General features: G+C 37.1%; 19 protein-coding genes. 7 read left to right on the top strand and 12 right to left on the bottom strand.

Going from position 1 to position 15812, the window contains the following annotated elements; genetic code table 11:
- Window positions 1-7 precede the first annotated feature (7 nt).
- From P9211_RS00530 to P9211_RS00515, 4 genes are all read left to right on the top strand, one after another.
- Entirely contained in the window at window positions 8-1525 is a 1518-nt protein-coding gene (locus P9211_RS00530) for a TolC family protein (RefSeq protein WP_012194666.1), read from the top strand.
- Window positions 1526-1535: 10 nt separating this feature from the next.
- Window positions 1536-2378, top strand: a complete 843-nt coding sequence (locus P9211_RS00525) for an inositol monophosphatase family protein (protein WP_012194665.1) — start codon at window positions 1536-1538, stop codon at window positions 2376-2378.
- Between the two features lie 178 nt (window positions 2379-2556).
- Complete coding sequence (locus P9211_RS00520; protein ID WP_225866208.1) at window positions 2557-3414, top strand: YihY/virulence factor BrkB family protein; 858 nt, start codon at window positions 2557-2559, stop codon at window positions 3412-3414.
- A gap of 1 nt (window position 3415) precedes the next feature.
- Window positions 3416-3754 carry a hypothetical protein gene (locus P9211_RS00515; RefSeq protein WP_012194663.1) on the top strand — a complete coding sequence of 113 codons (339 nt, stop codon included), beginning with the start codon at window positions 3416-3418 and terminating at the stop codon, window positions 3752-3754.
- A 13-nt stretch (window positions 3755-3767) separates the two neighbouring features.
- Here the strand turns inward: P9211_RS00515 and xseB are convergent, their stop codons facing one another.
- The 5 genes from xseB to P9211_RS00490 form a co-directional block, all read right to left on the bottom strand.
- Window positions 3768-4079 (bottom strand): exodeoxyribonuclease VII small subunit, encoded by a 312-nt coding sequence (gene xseB / locus P9211_RS00510; protein ID WP_012194662.1) that lies wholly within the window; start codon window positions 4077-4079, stop codon window positions 3768-3770.
- 5 nt (window positions 4080-4084) lie between these two features.
- Window positions 4085-5233, bottom strand: a complete 1149-nt coding sequence (gene xseA, locus P9211_RS00505; protein ID WP_012194661.1) for an exodeoxyribonuclease VII large subunit — start codon at window positions 5231-5233, stop codon at window positions 4085-4087.
- A gap of 38 nt (window positions 5234-5271) precedes the next feature.
- Window positions 5272-5418, bottom strand: coding sequence for a chlorophyll a/b-binding protein (locus P9211_RS00500; RefSeq protein WP_012194660.1), 147 nt, complete (start codon window positions 5416-5418; stop codon window positions 5272-5274).
- Window positions 5419-5504: 86 nt separating this feature from the next.
- The gene (locus P9211_RS00495) at window positions 5505-5888 is read right to left on the bottom strand and encodes a hypothetical protein (protein ID WP_012194659.1); all 384 of its coding nucleotides are present in this window, start codon (window positions 5886-5888) and stop codon (window positions 5505-5507) included.
- A gap of 59 nt (window positions 5889-5947) precedes the next feature.
- Window positions 5948-6214, bottom strand: a complete 267-nt coding sequence (locus P9211_RS00490; RefSeq protein WP_012194658.1) for a DUF2973 domain-containing protein — start codon at window positions 6212-6214, stop codon at window positions 5948-5950.
- A 139-nt stretch (window positions 6215-6353) separates the two neighbouring features.
- On the opposite strand from P9211_RS00490, the gene P9211_RS00485 reads away from it, so the two are divergent.
- Complete coding sequence (locus P9211_RS00485; RefSeq protein ID WP_012194657.1) at window positions 6354-7496, top strand: trypsin-like peptidase domain-containing protein; 1143 nt, start codon at window positions 6354-6356, stop codon at window positions 7494-7496.
- A 5-nt stretch (window positions 7497-7501) separates the two neighbouring features.
- On the opposite strand, the gene P9211_RS00480 is transcribed toward P9211_RS00485, so the two are convergent.
- Window positions 7502-9229 carry an ATP-binding cassette domain-containing protein gene (locus tag P9211_RS00480; protein WP_012194656.1) on the bottom strand — a complete coding sequence of 576 codons (1728 nt, stop codon included), beginning with the start codon at window positions 9227-9229 and terminating at the stop codon, window positions 7502-7504.
- Between the two features lie 84 nt (window positions 9230-9313).
- On the opposite strand from P9211_RS00480, the gene P9211_RS09670 reads away from it, so the two are divergent.
- Window positions 9314-9478, top strand: coding sequence for a hypothetical protein (locus P9211_RS09670; RefSeq protein ID WP_012194655.1), 165 nt, complete (start codon window positions 9314-9316; stop codon window positions 9476-9478).
- 2 nt (window positions 9479-9480) lie between these two features.
- Here P9211_RS09670 and P9211_RS00475 read toward each other — a convergent pair whose 3' ends face one another.
- On the bottom strand, window positions 9481-9711 hold the full coding sequence (locus P9211_RS00475) for a hypothetical protein (RefSeq protein ID WP_012194654.1): 231 nt from the start codon (window positions 9709-9711) through the stop codon (window positions 9481-9483).
- Window positions 9712-9743: 32 nt separating this feature from the next.
- Entirely contained in the window at window positions 9744-10112 is a 369-nt protein-coding gene (locus P9211_RS00470) for a hypothetical protein (RefSeq protein ID WP_012194653.1), read from the bottom strand.
- A gap of 197 nt (window positions 10113-10309) precedes the next feature.
- On the opposite strand from P9211_RS00470, the gene P9211_RS00465 reads away from it, so the two are divergent.
- A complete protein-coding gene (locus P9211_RS00465) occupies window positions 10310-10609 on the top strand; it encodes a ribbon-helix-helix domain-containing protein (protein WP_012194652.1) in 300 nt (99 codons plus the stop codon).
- A gap of 4 nt (window positions 10610-10613) precedes the next feature.
- On the opposite strand, the gene P9211_RS00460 is transcribed toward P9211_RS00465, so the two are convergent.
- From P9211_RS00460 to P9211_RS00445, 4 genes are read right to left on the bottom strand one after another with little or no spacing between them, the layout of a single operon-like run.
- Entirely contained in the window at window positions 10614-11753 is a 1140-nt protein-coding gene (locus tag P9211_RS00460; protein WP_012194651.1) for an anhydro-N-acetylmuramic acid kinase, read from the bottom strand.
- 10 nt (window positions 11754-11763) lie between these two features.
- Window positions 11764-12468, bottom strand: a complete 705-nt coding sequence (locus tag P9211_RS00455) for a potassium channel family protein (RefSeq protein ID WP_012194650.1) — start codon at window positions 12466-12468, stop codon at window positions 11764-11766.
- Window positions 12469-12492: 24 nt separating this feature from the next.
- Complete coding sequence (locus P9211_RS00450; RefSeq protein WP_012194649.1) at window positions 12493-13896, bottom strand: potassium transporter TrkG; 1404 nt, start codon at window positions 13894-13896, stop codon at window positions 12493-12495.
- 42 nt (window positions 13897-13938) lie between these two features.
- Window positions 13939-15768: an SLC13 family permease gene (locus tag P9211_RS00445; RefSeq protein ID WP_012194648.1), complete on the bottom strand. Its 1830-nt coding sequence runs from the start codon at window positions 15766-15768 to the stop codon at window positions 13939-13941.
- Window positions 15769-15812 lie beyond the last annotated feature (44 nt).

The raw sequence follows: 15812 nt of genomic DNA, 5'->3' as shown, positions 1-15812 counted from the left end.
ATTTTTGATGCGCAAACCCTCTGCAAAGTTAATCATTACAACAATCCTTCTAAACGCAGGTTTAATCACATGTGCAGGAATACAAAATAAAGTACAAGCATTTACAGACAAACAAAATTGGAAGTTACCAAAAGACTCTCAAGAGGTATTAATCCAAAATGAATTGGAAATAACAAAAGATAATATAAAAAATCTCATTGAACAGAATAATCCAGAAATAGAAATAATGAAAAGCAAGATTAAGCAAGCAAAGTTCGATTTAAGAAGTGAGCTATCAGCTTGGTACCCAAATCTAGACATTTCCGGATCAGGTTTACCTCAATATCTAGCAGGAAGTACAGATAAAAATTCTTCTGCAGATACTTCTAGCAAGCAATGGAAAGCCAACTTGAGTGCGACAGTGAGATGGTATCTAATCAACCCTGCTCGCATTCCTGATATTGAGGCTGCAAAAGATAAATTAGAAAACGCAAAAATTTCATATGAAATCAAACTAAGAGATTTATATCTAGAAGGGCTAAAACAATTCTTCCAGTTACAAAAATCGAATCAAGAGGTTCGTATCGCTAAGGATTCAATCTTAACTTCCGAAACTTCTCTAAAAGAAGCTGAGGTAAGATTAGATGTAGGAATTGGTACAAAATTTGAAGTTTTAGAGGCTCAAACTCAGCTTTCAAAAGATAAGCAACTGCTGTCCAAGAAGTCAGGTGAGCTAAAAATAAATCAAAGAAAGCTAGCCAACATTCTGAACCTAAACTCAACAACCAACCCAATCATCACATCGAAAACAGCAATTATTGGTTTGTGGGATACTTCTCTTGAAGAAAGTATTCTATCAGCATACTCATTTCAAAAAGAAATTGAAAAGTTAATCCTTAAAGTATCTATAAATAATAATCAAGCAAACTCAGCGCTAGCAGCAATTCAACCAAAACTGAGTATCTTTAACACCTATACTACTTCTTTTGCTAAGGGTGAGGTAGCAGTAGCTGATCCAGACACTGGAAATGAAGTATTTAGTGAAAGTAATACTATAGGACTTCAATTTGACTGGAAGGTTTTTGATGGTGGTTATGGTAAGTCAATTTATAAATCTAAAAAAGAAAAAAGCAAAGAACTCGAATTTGATATCGAGTTAAAAAAGAAGCAAATCCGAGAAGAAATAGAAGAGAGTTTTTTTAATCTAGAAATAGCAAAGCAAAATATTTCTAATACTTATAATGAAATTATTTCTGCAAGAGAGTCTCTTCGATTAGCTTTATTACGGTTAAAAGCAGGCATAACAACTCAACGGGAAGTAGTGACTAATCAAAGAGATCTAACACAAGCAGAAGTAAATTATATTATAGCTATCACAGATTATAATTCAAACTTAGTTAATCTTAGAAGAGAGACTGGGATTGAAAGGTTGAAAGGTTGTAACAAAAGAACAGATGCAAACCCAAGACAAGAAAATAACAATGTAGATAAAAGTATAGTTATAAATACTGAGAAGATGGCTTCACCATGTATAGAACTTCTATAATAGAATTATTATGAATCAAGAATCTGCAAATCCACTTGACAATCTACAACTCATTTCAATAAACGAAATGATTGATAGCGTGGCAGGGCGTCAACTCAAAGATTTTGGAAAAGTCAATACTGAAATAAAACCTGACGGGACATTAATCACAAATTGTGATAGATGGAGTGATCAGTTTATTATTAATGGAATTTCAGAGATTACTAATAATCAAGAAGGCATACTAAGTGAAGAGGGATCTAAAATTTTGCCAACTACAAATGCATTTTGGGTAGTCGACCCTTTAGACGGGACAACAAACTTTGCAGCGGGAATTCCTCATTGGGGTATTTCTATTGCACGTTTTCGAGATGGAGAGCCAGAAACAGCTTTTCTAGATATACCTGTTCTCAAAAAAAGAATTCTTGCTATTCGAGGGAAAGGAGTTTGGATTAATGGTCAGTCAATAAAATCAAAAAGAAATTTGCACTCTCAAAGTCAGTGCGTATCTCTTTGTAGTCGCTCAATCAACATTTTGCAAAAAAAACCTCATGAAAGATTTCCTGGAAAAATTCGCTTATTAGGTGTATCCAGTTTAAATATGTCAAGTGTTGCTCTTGGTCAAACTTTTGGAGCTTTAGAAGCTTCTCCTAAGATATGGGATATAGCAGCCGCTTGGCTAATTTTAACTGAGTTAAATTGCATTATAAAATGGTTAGATATTAACCCAAAAAATGTTAAGCCAGGTGAAGACCTTAGCTCTAGAAATTTCCCCTTAGTTACTGCCATTTCCTCAGATCATTTAGAACAGTTAATCCCTTGGAGTAATATACTAATGGAGTATATTTACCCACAAATAAATTTAAATCTATAGCATTCATCAGTTCTGAGTATCAAATAAAACATGGGCTGAGAAATATGCTACTTATTTCCAGGTAAAATTATAAATATCTAGTTTTGGGCAAAGAGTGGTCAATCGCTGGAAAAGCCAATTGCGATGGTTTCTTAGAAGTTTATGGCAAGCATCGCGTAGATGGAATCGCTGTCACTGTGTGGATCTAAGTGCAGCCTTTGCTTATTACACTCTGCAGTCTTTTTTCCCAATCCTATTGATTTCACTTTCCGTAGCGTCTTGGTTTCTTGGAAAGCAACAAGGTCTAGATCAACAAATAATTGGACTAGCAGCTCAGGTGCTACCCCCTTCAGTAGTTGGTTTAGTGGATACAACATTAGTAAAGCTTGTAAATCAAAGATTTGGTGCTGGGATCCTAGGAGCAATGTTTCTGGTTATTACTGCAGGCAACGCATACCTAACTTTGCAAAGAGGTTCAGACAGGCTTTGGGAAGATGCTCTGCCAACAAAACCTGATGAAACACCCTTTCGAATGCAAGCATTTCGCTTTATTAGAAATCGAATAGAAGCTTTCTTAGTCGTACTTCTGGTTGGATTCCTAATGGTTCTTGATGAAATAAGTGCCTATGTGAGACTAATTCCAGGTGCAGTATGGACAGACCTAAAAAATAACAGTCCTGAAATAGCAAATACATTATCCAAAATACCCGTAATCGAAGTTGGTCAAATAATCATTCCATTCATAGGCTTTTCTGTTATGGCATTCTTATTGCAATACTTAGTCCCCCCCAGAAAAGTTCCTATGCGCCCATTAATTCCAGGCTCAATAATGATTGGAGTTCTATTAACAATACTAAACTCTGCTGTAAGTAGAACAATCTTATCTCTTGGATCTCGATTCCAAGCATATGGAATCATTAGTGGTGTATTAGTTCTAACACTGTGGATATGGATAGTCGGCTTAATACTTTATTTTGGACAATGTTGGAGTGTTGTCTTAGCAACAAACCAAATGAACAAGTATAGAAAAGGAAAAATAATGAAAGTTAATAACTAAAATGAATCAATCTAAAGGAATAATATCAATTGCAATTATTTTACTATTTCTTTTACCTACTCCTGCAGGTAAATTTTTAATTAATTTGACTAGTGGTATTATTTTAGCTACTTTATTTATACCAGTAATACTTACAATTTTTGGCTGGTTAGGGTGGAAGATTTTAAGATCACGCATGAATACTTGTAAGGTTTGTGGCACTACATATTCATCTGAATTTATTCAATGTCCTTTATGCGGTTCAACAAAAATTACAGGAGAATCTCTAAATAAACCAAATCAACCCAATATTCCAGCTTCTTCAGCAACTATCGATGTTAGCGCTGAAGAGGCAGATTAGCAAATTCCATGAGTTAACTATGATTATTTAATTCATTAATTTTTTCTTCATTAATTTCAATCACATCTTGTTCAACTTGATCTAATAATTCCTGGCAATGTTCAAGATATATATTCCCCTTAATGTAAGATCTTTGAAGATCTTCTACTTGCAAATCAGACTCTTGCATTGTATCTAACAACATATCTAACTCCCTCAAAGATTCTTCGTAAGATAAATTGCAAATTTTAACATAACATTCTTTCCTAAATTGTTCTAAAGAAGATTTATCATTTGATTGCAATAATTGTTTTTTTGCCTTATTACTAGAATCTAAGTTTTTCATTGCAACTACCTCACACAATGAATATTTTCTACACTTGATTCAATATAGCCATCTATCAATTGGATAGTTAACTTATCTGCAACCTCAACATCATTACAATTTCTAATCGCATTAGAGGACTGATTAGTAACTATGCAAAATCCTCGTTTGAAAAGAGACTCAGGTGATAATGCTAGAAGAAGTCGAGATCTTTTATCTAAGTTTTCTTTAAAGCGATTAATCAAAGTCAAAGGTGAAGAAGCTTTCCATTTAATTAGACGTTCATTAAATAGGTCTTTTTCTTTACGAATAGTCCAAGTGAAATAATCCTTTAGTCGATGTCGCATCTGTAAGCAATGACCTTTTGCGATTTCTCGACTAGGCAATAAATCAACAATAGCCGCGGTTGGTGTCGCAGAGCGATGATCTGCGACAAGGTCAACAACGGTTAAATCATCCTCATGACCAAGACCAGTAATCAAAGGAATAGGTAAAGAAGAAAAGCTTCTGCATAATTCTTCATTATCAAAGACCATTAGATCTTCTCTACTTCCACCTCCTCGAGCCAAAACAATCGCTTCAATTGAAAAATGTCTGTAATGCTTAACTAAATTAGCCAAGACATTTGTAATCTTTGATGCCACATCGCCTTGAACAGGTATAGGGAAAATAAATACTTTCGTCAGTGGCCATCTTTCCTTTGCCGTTCGTAGTATATCTGCCAGTGCAGAACTTGGGACACTGGTAAGAACAGCTATATTTCTTGGATAATTGGGTAAGGGTCTTCTTCTACTTTCATCGATCAAACCCTCTTGAATTAATAATTTTCTAACAACTTCAAATTTCCTTAAAACAGTTGAGATAGATGGTCGCATTTCTATTATTTGTACAACCAAATTCGCTCTGTTTTCCCAGAAATTTAATTTTCCTAAAATCTCAATACCATCTTGATCATTTGGCCTATAGGTAAATTTTTTCAGAGTGGATGCCCATATCACTGCTGAAATACTTGCGTGGCCATCCGTAAGAGTGAGCCATAAGTGACCATTCTTTAATTGGGACTTGGATACTGTTGCATGCAAATAAAACCGCGGAGAAAATCCTCTGGAAAGCAAATGACCTATTGCATGATTTAACTCCTGAACTGAATAGCTGGGGAGCGATGCTGTATCCAAATTAAAAAGAATAAAAAACGGAAAGGTTTGTTAAATAATTAACCAAAGCCAATCTGTCCAAGAATTCCTTGGCCCGTCAATAGTTCAGTACTTAAACCAACCAAAATGCCAATCATTGCAAGGCGCCCATTCCAAATTTCAGCATAATTTACAAATCCATAACGTGGAGGAATATTTTGAGACATAAGAATCTATAAACAACTTTAGTAATTCTATCTAGAAATTAACGAAAAGTAGATCCATCACAACAGAAGTGGAATTGTAATAGGTCTTATCTAACGTGCTTTGCACCATCCACAGGATGATATTCCTCGCCAGTCAACTCTTCATAAAGTATTGCAGGCAAACCAGTTTCAAACATAGTTTGCAAAGCCTCTTTCAGCAAAGGGTTCCAACCACCTGTACTTACTTTTCCATGTCGAACCGTCCAATCCCAAGTTCCTGGAAGATCCCGTGGAATCCGTCCCTCTCGATCACGTCTAGCTACTAAATCAAGAGACTCGACCAATCCAACTTGGACAGGATCTTTCCCATAAGCTGGCGTGAGACTTAATTCAAGACGCACTGGATCCTCTTTTAAAAGTCTTAATCGAAATCTTGGTGGCAATTTCAATGCCTTGAGGACTGCAACCACTATTCGCGTTCTTTGTTCCACAATTAATCTCCCTTGTAGTAATGCATTAAAACAGTCTTAATCTAAGAATCTCACATTTCCTATTCCGTAGATCTATCAGAAGAATTAGGAGGGTCTAGATCTTTTGAAAAGCGAACTGTAAGCAAATCTTCTTTAGTAATACGCCCTTCTTTATTAAGAAGTTCAGGATGGATAGTCAACTTACCAGTCCGATCCTCTGTTGCCTTATCTTGCATACTTGAGAATCCATCAGCAGCTGAAAAACCTTTAAACATCACTCCAAACGCTTTCCATAGCAGAAAGATAACTGCAAGAAGATACAAAGATGAGAAAAAATAACTCTGCATTTATTCACATCTGAAGTTTGATTGGTTTCCTCAACTCATCTTAAAGGGTTAGGTCTAAAGACAAATCAATAGTGAAACCTTCTATAGCAATTTCCTAATAGGTTAGTTTGGTAAACAAAAAAATTTCTTTTTGGTATAGATGAGTCTAAAGAAACTCATTGCTGAATCAGGATTTGGTGTATTACTTGTTGGGGCCTATGTTTTTACTAATGGCACTCAGCAAATTTCAGCTGCAACAAATTTCAAATTAGCTCAATTAACAGTTAGATCTCAAAACTCTTTTGTTACTGAAGCCATCAACGAAAGTGGACCTGCTGTCGTTACTGTGGAGACTCAAAGACAAGTAGTTTCCAGAAATAATCTTTTCCCTCCCAATTTTTTTATAGATCCTTCTTTAGAGAGGTTTTTCAATCAGCCAAAATTAAAAATGCCCAAATCTAGATTGCAGCTAGGTCATGGGAGTGGAGTGATTTTTTCTTCTAAAGGTCTGGTATTAACTAACGCACATGTGATTGAAAATACTGACAAATTAGTTGTTGGCTTGTCAGATGGAAGAAGATTCCCAGCCAGGGTGATCGGTCAAGACGCCCTCACAGATCTAGCCGTGATAGGTATAGAAGGAAAGGGTCCATGGCCAATTGCAAAATTAGGCGATTCCGACAAACTTGTTGTAGGTGAATGGGCTATTGCCGTTGGAAGTCCTTTTGGTCTAGAAAAAACAGTGACACTAGGGATTATTAGTAACCTTAATAGAAATGTTTCTCAGCTAGGTATTGCAGACAAAAGGTTAAAGCTTATACAAACTGATGCAGCAATCAATCCAGGCAATTCTGGTGGTCCATTACTAAACTCTAATGGAGAAGTAATAGGAATTAATACATTAGTCAGATCTGGCCCAGGGGCAGGCCTAGGTTTTGCAATACCTATCAATCAAGCAATTCAGATTGCAAGTCAATTAGTAGCAAGAGGCAAAGCCATCCATCCAATGATTGGAGTAAACCTTACTTATTTAATAAATCAACCTGAAGACAACTATATCTCTACAAAAGGGGCACAAATTATAAATATTCTTCCTGGAAGTCCAGCTGAGAAAGAAGGTCTAAAGGTTAATGATATTATTCTTGCAATTAATGGTATAAAAGTTGATGGTCCTCAAGATGTAGTTGACAAAATTAATAAAAATGGATTGAGTAAGAGGCTAAGATTGACGCTTGTCAGAAACAAAAGGAGGATAACTGTCTCTATACTCCCAGTAGATATAAGCAATTTCAAAAAAGATTAATTGGATCAATTTCTGGTTTGCTTCCTTAATAATTTCTTTTTTCTTTGATTTGCACGATTAGCAATCCTCTTGGCTTCTTTCTCTGCTAATGCCAACTCTTCTTGCTTAAGCTTTACCTCCTCCTTTTTTTTATCCAAGAAATAATTATAATTGCCTCTATAAAGAAACATTTGGCCATCTCTAATTTCAACAATTCGATTGGCAACTTTTGAGATAAAATATCGATCATGTGACACAATAACTACTGAGCCCGAAAAATCTCTAATCGCATTTTCCAACATTTCCTTTGCAGGAATATCTAAGTGATTTGTAGGTTCATCAAGTAAAAGTAAATTACATGGTCTAACAATTATTAAAGCCAAAGCCAAGCGTGCTTTCTCTCCTCCACTTAAATTTCCAACATGCTTAAAAACCTCATCTTTTGTAAAGCCAAAATTTCCAAGTAAAGAACGAACTTGCGTTTGAGTCCAATCAGGAACTGCAGAAAATAAAGTTTCAATTACTGTATTTGAAAGATCAAGCGCTTCTGACTGATTTTGTTCAAAATAATTTGGAATAATATTATGAGGACCTAATGATATTAATCCGTCTTCAGGCTTCTCTAATCCCATCAGCAAACGAAGAAGAGTTGATTTCCCTGATCCATTTGGACCCACAAGTGCTATATGGTCTCCAGGCTCAATCTGAAGATTGGCTCCAAGAAAAATAATCTTTTCACCATAAGTAAGCGATAAATCTTCTATACTTGCAACCTTTCTTCCTGGTCTGGGTGCTTTTGGAAAAGAAAATATAGGCTTACTTAAACTATGTAATGGTGCTTCTATTCTATCAATTTTACTAATCATCTTCTCACGACTTTTAGCTTGCGTGCTTCTGGTTGCACTCGCCCTAAATCTATCAATATAAGCTTGTTGAGTATTCAAATCTTTTTGTTGGCGTTCAAAAGCTGCTTGCATAGATTCTTCTTCTAATATTTTTTGCTCTATATAAGAAGTGTAGTTACCTAAATAGGTTCTGGATTTGCCTCTTTCAGTATTAACAATATGTGTACAAATTTTATCTAAGAATTTCCTATCGTGACTAATGATAACCATTGCTGCATTTTGTTCTATCAAATAACTTTCCAGCCATTCAATTGTTTCTATATCTAAATGATTAGTAGGCTCATCCAGCAACAATAAGTCAGGATCTTGGAGCAGAATCTTCCCTAATGCTATTCGCATCTGCCAACCACCAGAGTAATCACCAACTAACTGCTCAGCTTCTTTAGAGTTAAAACCAATCTTTGGTAATAATTTTTCTATTTTTGCCTCCAATTGATAACCATTCAATGCTTCAAATTTTGCTTGAAGAATTCCTAACTCTTTGACTAAACCATCTAAATACTCTCCATCTTTTAATGCTGCTTGAGTCTCCATTGCGGATTCAACTACAAGTTTTTGATTTAAAATTAATGCTGCATCAGCAAATGCCTGAAACAATTCCTCTCTAACTGTTCTAGAAGTATCAACATCAAATTCTTGCTTTAAATAAGCAATACATGGTTCTCCCTGACGAACAACTTCCCCGCTCGTGGGCTGTTCTAAACCAAAGATAATTTTAAGTTGTGTAGATTTACCTGCACCATTAACGCCTACTAGACCAACTCTTTGGCCAGCCTTGATTTCCCAAGTAATATCTTTAAGGACTTCACCTGTCGGATAAATTTTAGTAACTCGTTCAAGTCTTATCACTAATAGCAACCCTCAAATGTATGTAAGTTTTAGAATTACCAAGAAGCCCCGACTTTAAATATTAATCATTCCGGGTCTACAGAAATGGTAAGACTGGAACAAATTACAGGGATCATCTTAGCCGCAGCGTTGGCTATTCCTAGCTACTGGTTTTTTTGGACTTTGGCAGGGGGAGGGGGCTATGACAAACGAGAAGCACCTAAGGCACCTCTAGTAAAAGAAAAATCCTCTACAAAAAATTCTCATTGAATTTATAAACCTCCTCTAGCTTTAATCAGCCATTGTTTCGTTTCAAAATCATCCAGAGTCGAAATATAGGTTTTAACTTCTTCCTCAGTAACAGGCAAACCAAGATGTTCGCCTATTTCACAAATTGCTTTAACAGCACCTTGAGGGTCTTGAAGAGCTTGACGAAAAAGCATCTTTGTATATGAAGGATCTGCTTCTATCTTTTGATAGAGCTTAGCGGCATTGCTGCCCATAAGATTTGATGTATCTAATTAACCCTATTCAATTAAGCAACTTTTGACCCGAAATTGGAATCAGAAAACTTTTTACAATCACCATCTACAAAACCCAAAGCGGAGGCATCCTGCATACTCCTAGCATCCATACAAAGTACTTTCCTCAATTGAGCAAAATTAGCTGCTTGAGCACCTCTGCCTTCTTGCATCGCTCCATATTCCGCTTTTTGTAAAACATGGTGCAAATGAGTCAAAAGATATGAACTAATTACAGCAGAGACTAGGACATCACTATTGTCAGAGGTCCTGCGACGCTTACGACTAGCTCTAACCTTAGAAGCAACCTTATTCTCAATAGATTGTGATGAATGCGATCTAGATCTACTACTAGGTGACTTTGGGAGCATTGGTTTAGCCATTAAAAAATCCTTTTACTAACTTGATAAAAATCAATCGGATATTCGAGGATGTCTCCTCTTGCCATCAAAAGATGACTCGAAACAGCCTTATTAAGTTGGAGTGAGGAAGGCCATGCGAACTTAAGGAAATCATACTCGTGGATACTATCCTTGCATATCAGTGTACACTATTTATTACCCGTTACTGATAGTGGGTCATGGCTACCCGTCAAAATTCATCAAGTGGTAAGCCAAAGTCGCCACGCATACAAGTCGTACTACCAGAAAACTTATGTGATGAGTTGAGTTGTTTAGCAGAAAAAGAATCTAGAACAGTCAGCAATATGGCTAAAGTTCTTATTCAAGAAGGATTACAACGTTTTAAAGCAACTGAAAGTTTTTCTAATGCCAAGCATTTATCTGAAGAGAGTACTGAACAGTTTATTTCTTCATTAGAAGCTCAGCAAATCAGGCGATTAAGAGGTGCACCAAGAAGATTCAAGCTATACAAACCCTAAAAATTTAATTTGGGTGAACTTGCACACCTAAAACAGCTCCTTTTGATACTCCAGTAATAGCTGTTGAAGAGCCTGGTTTATTTAAAAGGTGCCACCATGCCAGCAATGCAAATGTTAAAGGTTCTCTAGACTTAACTGGAATACCTATTTCACCAATACTTCTTACTCTCATACCTCTACATCTAAGTTGAATTTCTCTAAACAAGACTGGATTTTCAGATCCTCCTCCTGCGATAAATAGTTCGATAGGTTTGATCATTTTAGATTTATATAAATTGTGCAAATCCTGAGCAATGACACACGCAGAAAAGATGGTCAAAGTTGAAACTAAATCTTTTGTAGAAGAGCGATTTATCTGAGTCATCCGCCTTTCTAAATCCTTTAAACCAAATTGCTCTCTGCCAGTTGATTTAGGAGGGGGTTTTTTGAAAAAGGGTTCATTTAACCACTGTTCGATTGCATCAAAATCAGGAGATCCATTTAGCGCAATCAATCCATCATGGTCAAAATAGAGTTCATGATTAGTTCTCTGCTGCACTGCAAGATCAATTAAAGTATTTGCAGGTCCACAATCCCAGCCCAATACTGGAGAAGTCTTGTCAGGGCCAGACCTTGGTGGAATAAGAGAAATATTTGCGATGCCTCCTAAATTGAGCACTGCTCTCCAGCCTGTGCATGCTCCTATTAAGGCTGCATCAAGTAATGGAACCAAAGGTGCACCTTGCCCGCCTAAAGCTAAGTCTTTAGATCTGAAGTCGTAAATAACAGTTTTATCAATAAGAATTGCCAATAAAGGGGCTTGAAGTATTTGCAGACTGGAGCCACGCTTTGCACCAGATGGAGGCCTATGAAAAACGGTCTGGCCATGACATCCCGCAATTAAAGCAATGCCTTTGGGGTCACAACTCTTTGCGGCCATTGCATAAAACTCGGTAATCGCTTCTGATAGCTCGATGAACTGTTGACTACTAAAACTGCATCCTTGGCCAAAATCAATAATCGCCTGCTTTAAATTATTGGGATATTCATGTGAAGTTGAATTGATAATCCTCCACTGCGGTTGATCTGGATTACCCGTAAATTCAGCTAAAACAGTATCTACACCATCAGCACTGGTGCCACTCATCATCCCCAAAACATACATGCCTAGTTCTTCAAACTTGGGGTAGTTTTTGCAAATCTTCCATTAAACCCATAACCACTAAAACATGGTCTTCCTCCAAAATATATTTAGCAGGAGGATTCACTGTTAAACGCTCTGCTGGTCCTGCTGCTAAAACATTCACAAGATAATTCTTACGAAGATTAAGATCCCGAAGAGAGCGTCCTATAAAAATTGCAGGAACCTTTATTTCATCAATTCCTGTTTGATCATCTAATTCCAATCGCTCTATCAAATTTGGTCTAACCAATTCGAGGCCGAGGCGTTCGCCTTGCATTCTTGAAGGGAAAACAACCCTATCTGCACCTACTCGTTTCAACATTCTTTCGTGTAAATCACTAGTGGCTCTAGCAATTACCTGTTGAACACGACTTCCGTCTGTATCTTTTGCAATCAATGTAGTTGTAATACTCGCCTCGATTGGCTCACTAATACCAACGACTACTGTCCCCATTTCAAGCACACCTGCTTCTCTCATCGATTCTTCATCAGTAGAATCGACAACTCTAGCCTCTATAGAAGGTTCAAGTTGCCTTAACTCATCAATAGCTTTCTCAGAAAGATCGACTGCGAGAACATCAGCTCCATTACGAAGTAGTTCCCGGCAAACGGCACTACCAAAACGACCAATGCCTACTACGGCGAACCCAAGTGAATCGCCTTCTTTTTTAGGCAACCATTGCCACCATTCACTCATAATTCTGCCTCAATCAAGAAAAATTCAAACATAAAGATCCTCTCTTGGATAGCCAACACGGTTATGAATATGCATACTTCCTGTATTAAGCATTTGCCAAATAGCACTTAACAATAAAAGAATGCCAAGTCTTCCTACAAACATTCCTACCACAAGTACAAATTGACCAAAGTGACTTAATTGTTCTGTTACACCAAGATCAAAACCTACAGTTGCAAATGCAGAGATACAAGTAAACAGTATTTCCAAAAATGAAAAAAGCTCTTTACCCTCAAAACTATTATTCATTGTTATTAACAAAGCCATCACTAAAACAAAAACAAGAGATCCAACCGTAATACCGACTGCCTTTAAAACAATTTTATCTGAAATTTGTCGATTACGGATAATTACATCATCCTGGCCTCTCAAAGTTGATCTAGTTGCAGCCATCAAAGCCGCAATAGTAGTAGTCTTAATACCCCCCCCTGTTCCGCCTGGACTAGCTCCTATAAACATTAAAGTCATTAAAAGTAAAAGTCCTGAGTCAGTAATACTTTGAACTGAAATAGGCATATTAGTAAACCCAGCAGTTCTCGCACTCACAGATTCAAACAAAGAAGTAACTAATCTTTCTAGCAAGCTTATCTCAGAAAAGAAATAGCCTTGGCCAATCGACTCAGTTACTAATAATCCAACTGTTCCTAAAGTAATTAAAAGTGCCGATGTCCTTATTACTAAGCGAGTATGAAGACTTAATTTGCGGAAAGAAAAATTTTTACGATTCATCCATAAATCGCTTGTAACTCGCCAACCTAGTCCACCTAAAATTATTAACAAAATAACTACAACATTGACTACCCAATTATTTCTATATGACTGCATGCTGTCTGCCCATAATCCAAAGCCAGCATTGTTATAAGCAGAGATGCTATGGAAAAGTGCTGCCCAAAACCTTTCTCTTAAATTAGAAATATTGTTAAAGCCAAAGTAAAAAAGAAAAAATGCACCAATACAAATCAACACAGTAGCAGTTAACACAATGCCTCTGAAAGTTTTACCAACACCACCTACACCAAACTCATCCAATGTTTTACCTTTATCTAGACGAGTTCTCAATTCTGTTCCACTAATAACAAAGCCTTGTAAAAAAGTCGTTATCGCCATTAGGCCTAAGCCACCAATTAAAAGCAGTAACGCCAAAATCATTTGACCAAATATCGTTAAATCATTACCTATATCGATGATTGTTAAGCCTGTCACAGTTATGGCTGAAGTAGCCGTAAAAAAAGATTCCCAAAGTCCAACATCTTCTTTAGAACAAAGAGGAGTAGCCAAAATGAAAGTACCAACCACAACAATCAAAAAGCCAGTAGCAATAGTGAACTGAGGAACACTTAAGCGTCTATACCAAGCTTGTTTTAAATTAATTGTTTTAGAGAAGCGCACTGTTTAATAACTAAAGAAAAAAAGACTTTCCATAACCAGTATTTACCTAAAAGTTCCTCCGTATTGCCAAATAATTAATAAAGGAACAATGAGAGTCATTAATGCAGTCAATCCAGCTCCATATCTAGTCACATCAAGGAAACGATACCTACCAGGGCCAAAAACCATTAAATTTGTTTGGTACCCCATAGGTGTCAGAAAAGATTGACTCGCGCCAAATAAAACTGTCATCAAAAGAGCCATGGGAGGTAAGTTCATTCCCGAAGCAAGCTGAACTGCAACTGGTGCCAGTAAAGCTACTGAAGCAGCATTACTAATAAACTGAGTAACTATAGTCGTAGCAAAGAAAACAACTAGTAAAGAAAAATATGTAGGTAATCCCTTTAACCAATACTCAAGAGTTGCAGCAAAAGCATCAGCTAACCCTGTCGCCTGCATCGCAACACTAAAACTAGATAGAGACCCCAGCAAGAGAATTACATCTAGACGTATAGAACTCTGCACCTCTGCAGGGCGCAAACAACCACTAACAACCATTAGAATCATTGCTATCAAAACGGATGCAACTAATGGCAGGGAAGTAAGGGCAGGTAAGAGAACCATCGCAATAGCAATGCCAATGGTAATTGGCTTGCGTCTGATAGTAGGCAAGTCATTTTCAAATTGATCTAAGACAAGCAAATCATTACTAGCCTGCAGTCCACGAATTGAATCTATCGGAGCTTGTAAAAGCAATACATCTCCTTCTCGCAAAATTGCTTGACCTAAACGTTCTTGGACAGTCTGCTGTCCTCGCCTAAGAGCTAAGACAGTTGCATTATGGCGTTGTCGAAATCTTAATTCTCTCAAACTCGCACCAGCCAAGGTTGATCCTGCTGGAAGAAGAACCTCAACTGTTTTTTGACCTTCTCGTAAAAACGGCTCCACTTGCTCCTCTGAAGCATTGACAAAATTCTGTTTAGCCAACTGAACAGTATGTTCTTGCTGAAGACGCAATAAATCTGCACGAGTCACACGAAGCAATAATCTATCTCCAGGCTCAATAGTTCTATCTGCGAGCGGGGGAAGCAATCTTTCCTTTCCCCTTTGAAGCTCCAAAACATCAACATCAAATCGACGTTGCAATCTACTGTTATGCAGAGACTGTCCAACTAAATCTGAATCTATGGGAATAGTCACTTCAGTGAAGTATCCCGTCTGGTCTGCACTACCTCCAAATTCCCCATTATCTCTTCCTCGGTCAGGCAACAGTCTTTGAGGCGCTAACAATAAATAAGCTGTCCCCACCAGCCAAATTGGAACACCTATCGCAGTGAAACTAAATAATTCTAAAGACCCATACCCAAGTTGCTGACTTATATCACTAACCAATAGATTCACCGAGCTACCTAATAAAGTAAGAGTGCCTCCTAAAACTGTTGCAAAGGAAAGAGGTAGTAATACCCTGGAAGGGGAAAGTTTGCGTTTAAAACACCAAGCTTCTATCACAGGTAAAAGTGATGCAACTACAGGTGTATTAGGAACTATCCCTGATATGGGAGCTACAATAAAGCCTAAAAATGCAATTAAACGACGAGGAGTTCTAATACTTTCTGAAGCTATAAATTCTCGCAATCTATCTAACGCACCACTTTTAAATAGTGCTGCAGATACAGCGAACAATCCCATTAAAGTTATCAAGGCTGGACTACCAAAACCAGATAAAGCCTTGTGAGGTGACAGGACTCCTGTAGCCATTAACAACGCCACACTTAAAAGACCGGTTAATTCAGGTGCAAGCAAACCACTAATAAATAGCACTACTGCTAATACCAAAACTCCCAAAGTTATTAGCGCCTGAGGGTTTTCTAAAACCACTATTAACTCATCCATATTTGTTCAGTTCTATTACCTTCATCCAAAAGTCTTGGTACAAA

It is taken from the genome of Prochlorococcus marinus str. MIT 9211, from assembly GCF_000018585.1.
Lineage (GTDB): Bacteria > Cyanobacteriota > Cyanobacteriia > PCC-6307 > Cyanobiaceae > Prochlorococcus_D > Prochlorococcus_D marinus_B.
Note: the sequence above shows the minus strand (reverse complement) of the source record. Positions and strands in the feature narration are given on the sequence as shown.

Bases quoted from the DNA above. Each gene is read 5' to 3' on its own strand.
- P9211_RS00530 (WP_012194666.1), top strand. From the start codon at position 8: ATGCGCAAACCCTCTGCAAAGTTAATCATTACAACAATCCTTCTAAAC.
- P9211_RS00525 (WP_012194665.1), top strand. From the start codon at position 1,536: ATGAATCAAGAATCTGCAAATCCACTTGACAATCTACAACTCATTTCA.
- P9211_RS00515 (WP_012194663.1), top strand. From the start codon at position 3,416: ATGAATCAATCTAAAGGAATAATATCAATTGCAATTATTTTACTATTT.
- xseB (WP_012194662.1), bottom strand. From the start codon at position 4,079: ATGAAAAACTTAGATTCTAGTAATAAGGCAAAAAAACAATTATTGCAA.
- P9211_RS00500 (WP_012194660.1), bottom strand. From the start codon at position 5,418: ATGTCTCAAAATATTCCTCCACGTTATGGATTTGTAAATTATGCTGAA.
- P9211_RS00490 (WP_012194658.1), bottom strand. From the start codon at position 6,214: ATGCAGAGTTATTTTTTCTCATCTTTGTATCTTCTTGCAGTTATCTTT.
- P9211_RS00485 (WP_012194657.1), top strand. From the start codon at position 6,354: ATGAGTCTAAAGAAACTCATTGCTGAATCAGGATTTGGTGTATTACTT.
- P9211_RS09670 (WP_012194655.1), top strand. From the start codon at position 9,314: ATGGTAAGACTGGAACAAATTACAGGGATCATCTTAGCCGCAGCGTTG.
- P9211_RS00475 (WP_012194654.1), bottom strand. From the start codon at position 9,711: ATGGGCAGCAATGCCGCTAAGCTCTATCAAAAGATAGAAGCAGATCCT.
- P9211_RS00470 (WP_012194653.1), bottom strand. From the start codon at position 10,112: ATGGCTAAACCAATGCTCCCAAAGTCACCTAGTAGTAGATCTAGATCG.
- P9211_RS00465 (WP_012194652.1), top strand. From the start codon at position 10,310: ATGGCTACCCGTCAAAATTCATCAAGTGGTAAGCCAAAGTCGCCACGC.
- P9211_RS00460 (WP_012194651.1), bottom strand. From the start codon at position 11,753: ATGTATGTTTTGGGGATGATGAGTGGCACCAGTGCTGATGGTGTAGAT.
- P9211_RS00455 (WP_012194650.1), bottom strand. From the start codon at position 12,468: ATGAGTGAATGGTGGCAATGGTTGCCTAAAAAAGAAGGCGATTCACTT.
- P9211_RS00445 (WP_012194648.1), bottom strand. From the start codon at position 15,768: ATGGATGAGTTAATAGTGGTTTTAGAAAACCCTCAGGCGCTAATAACT.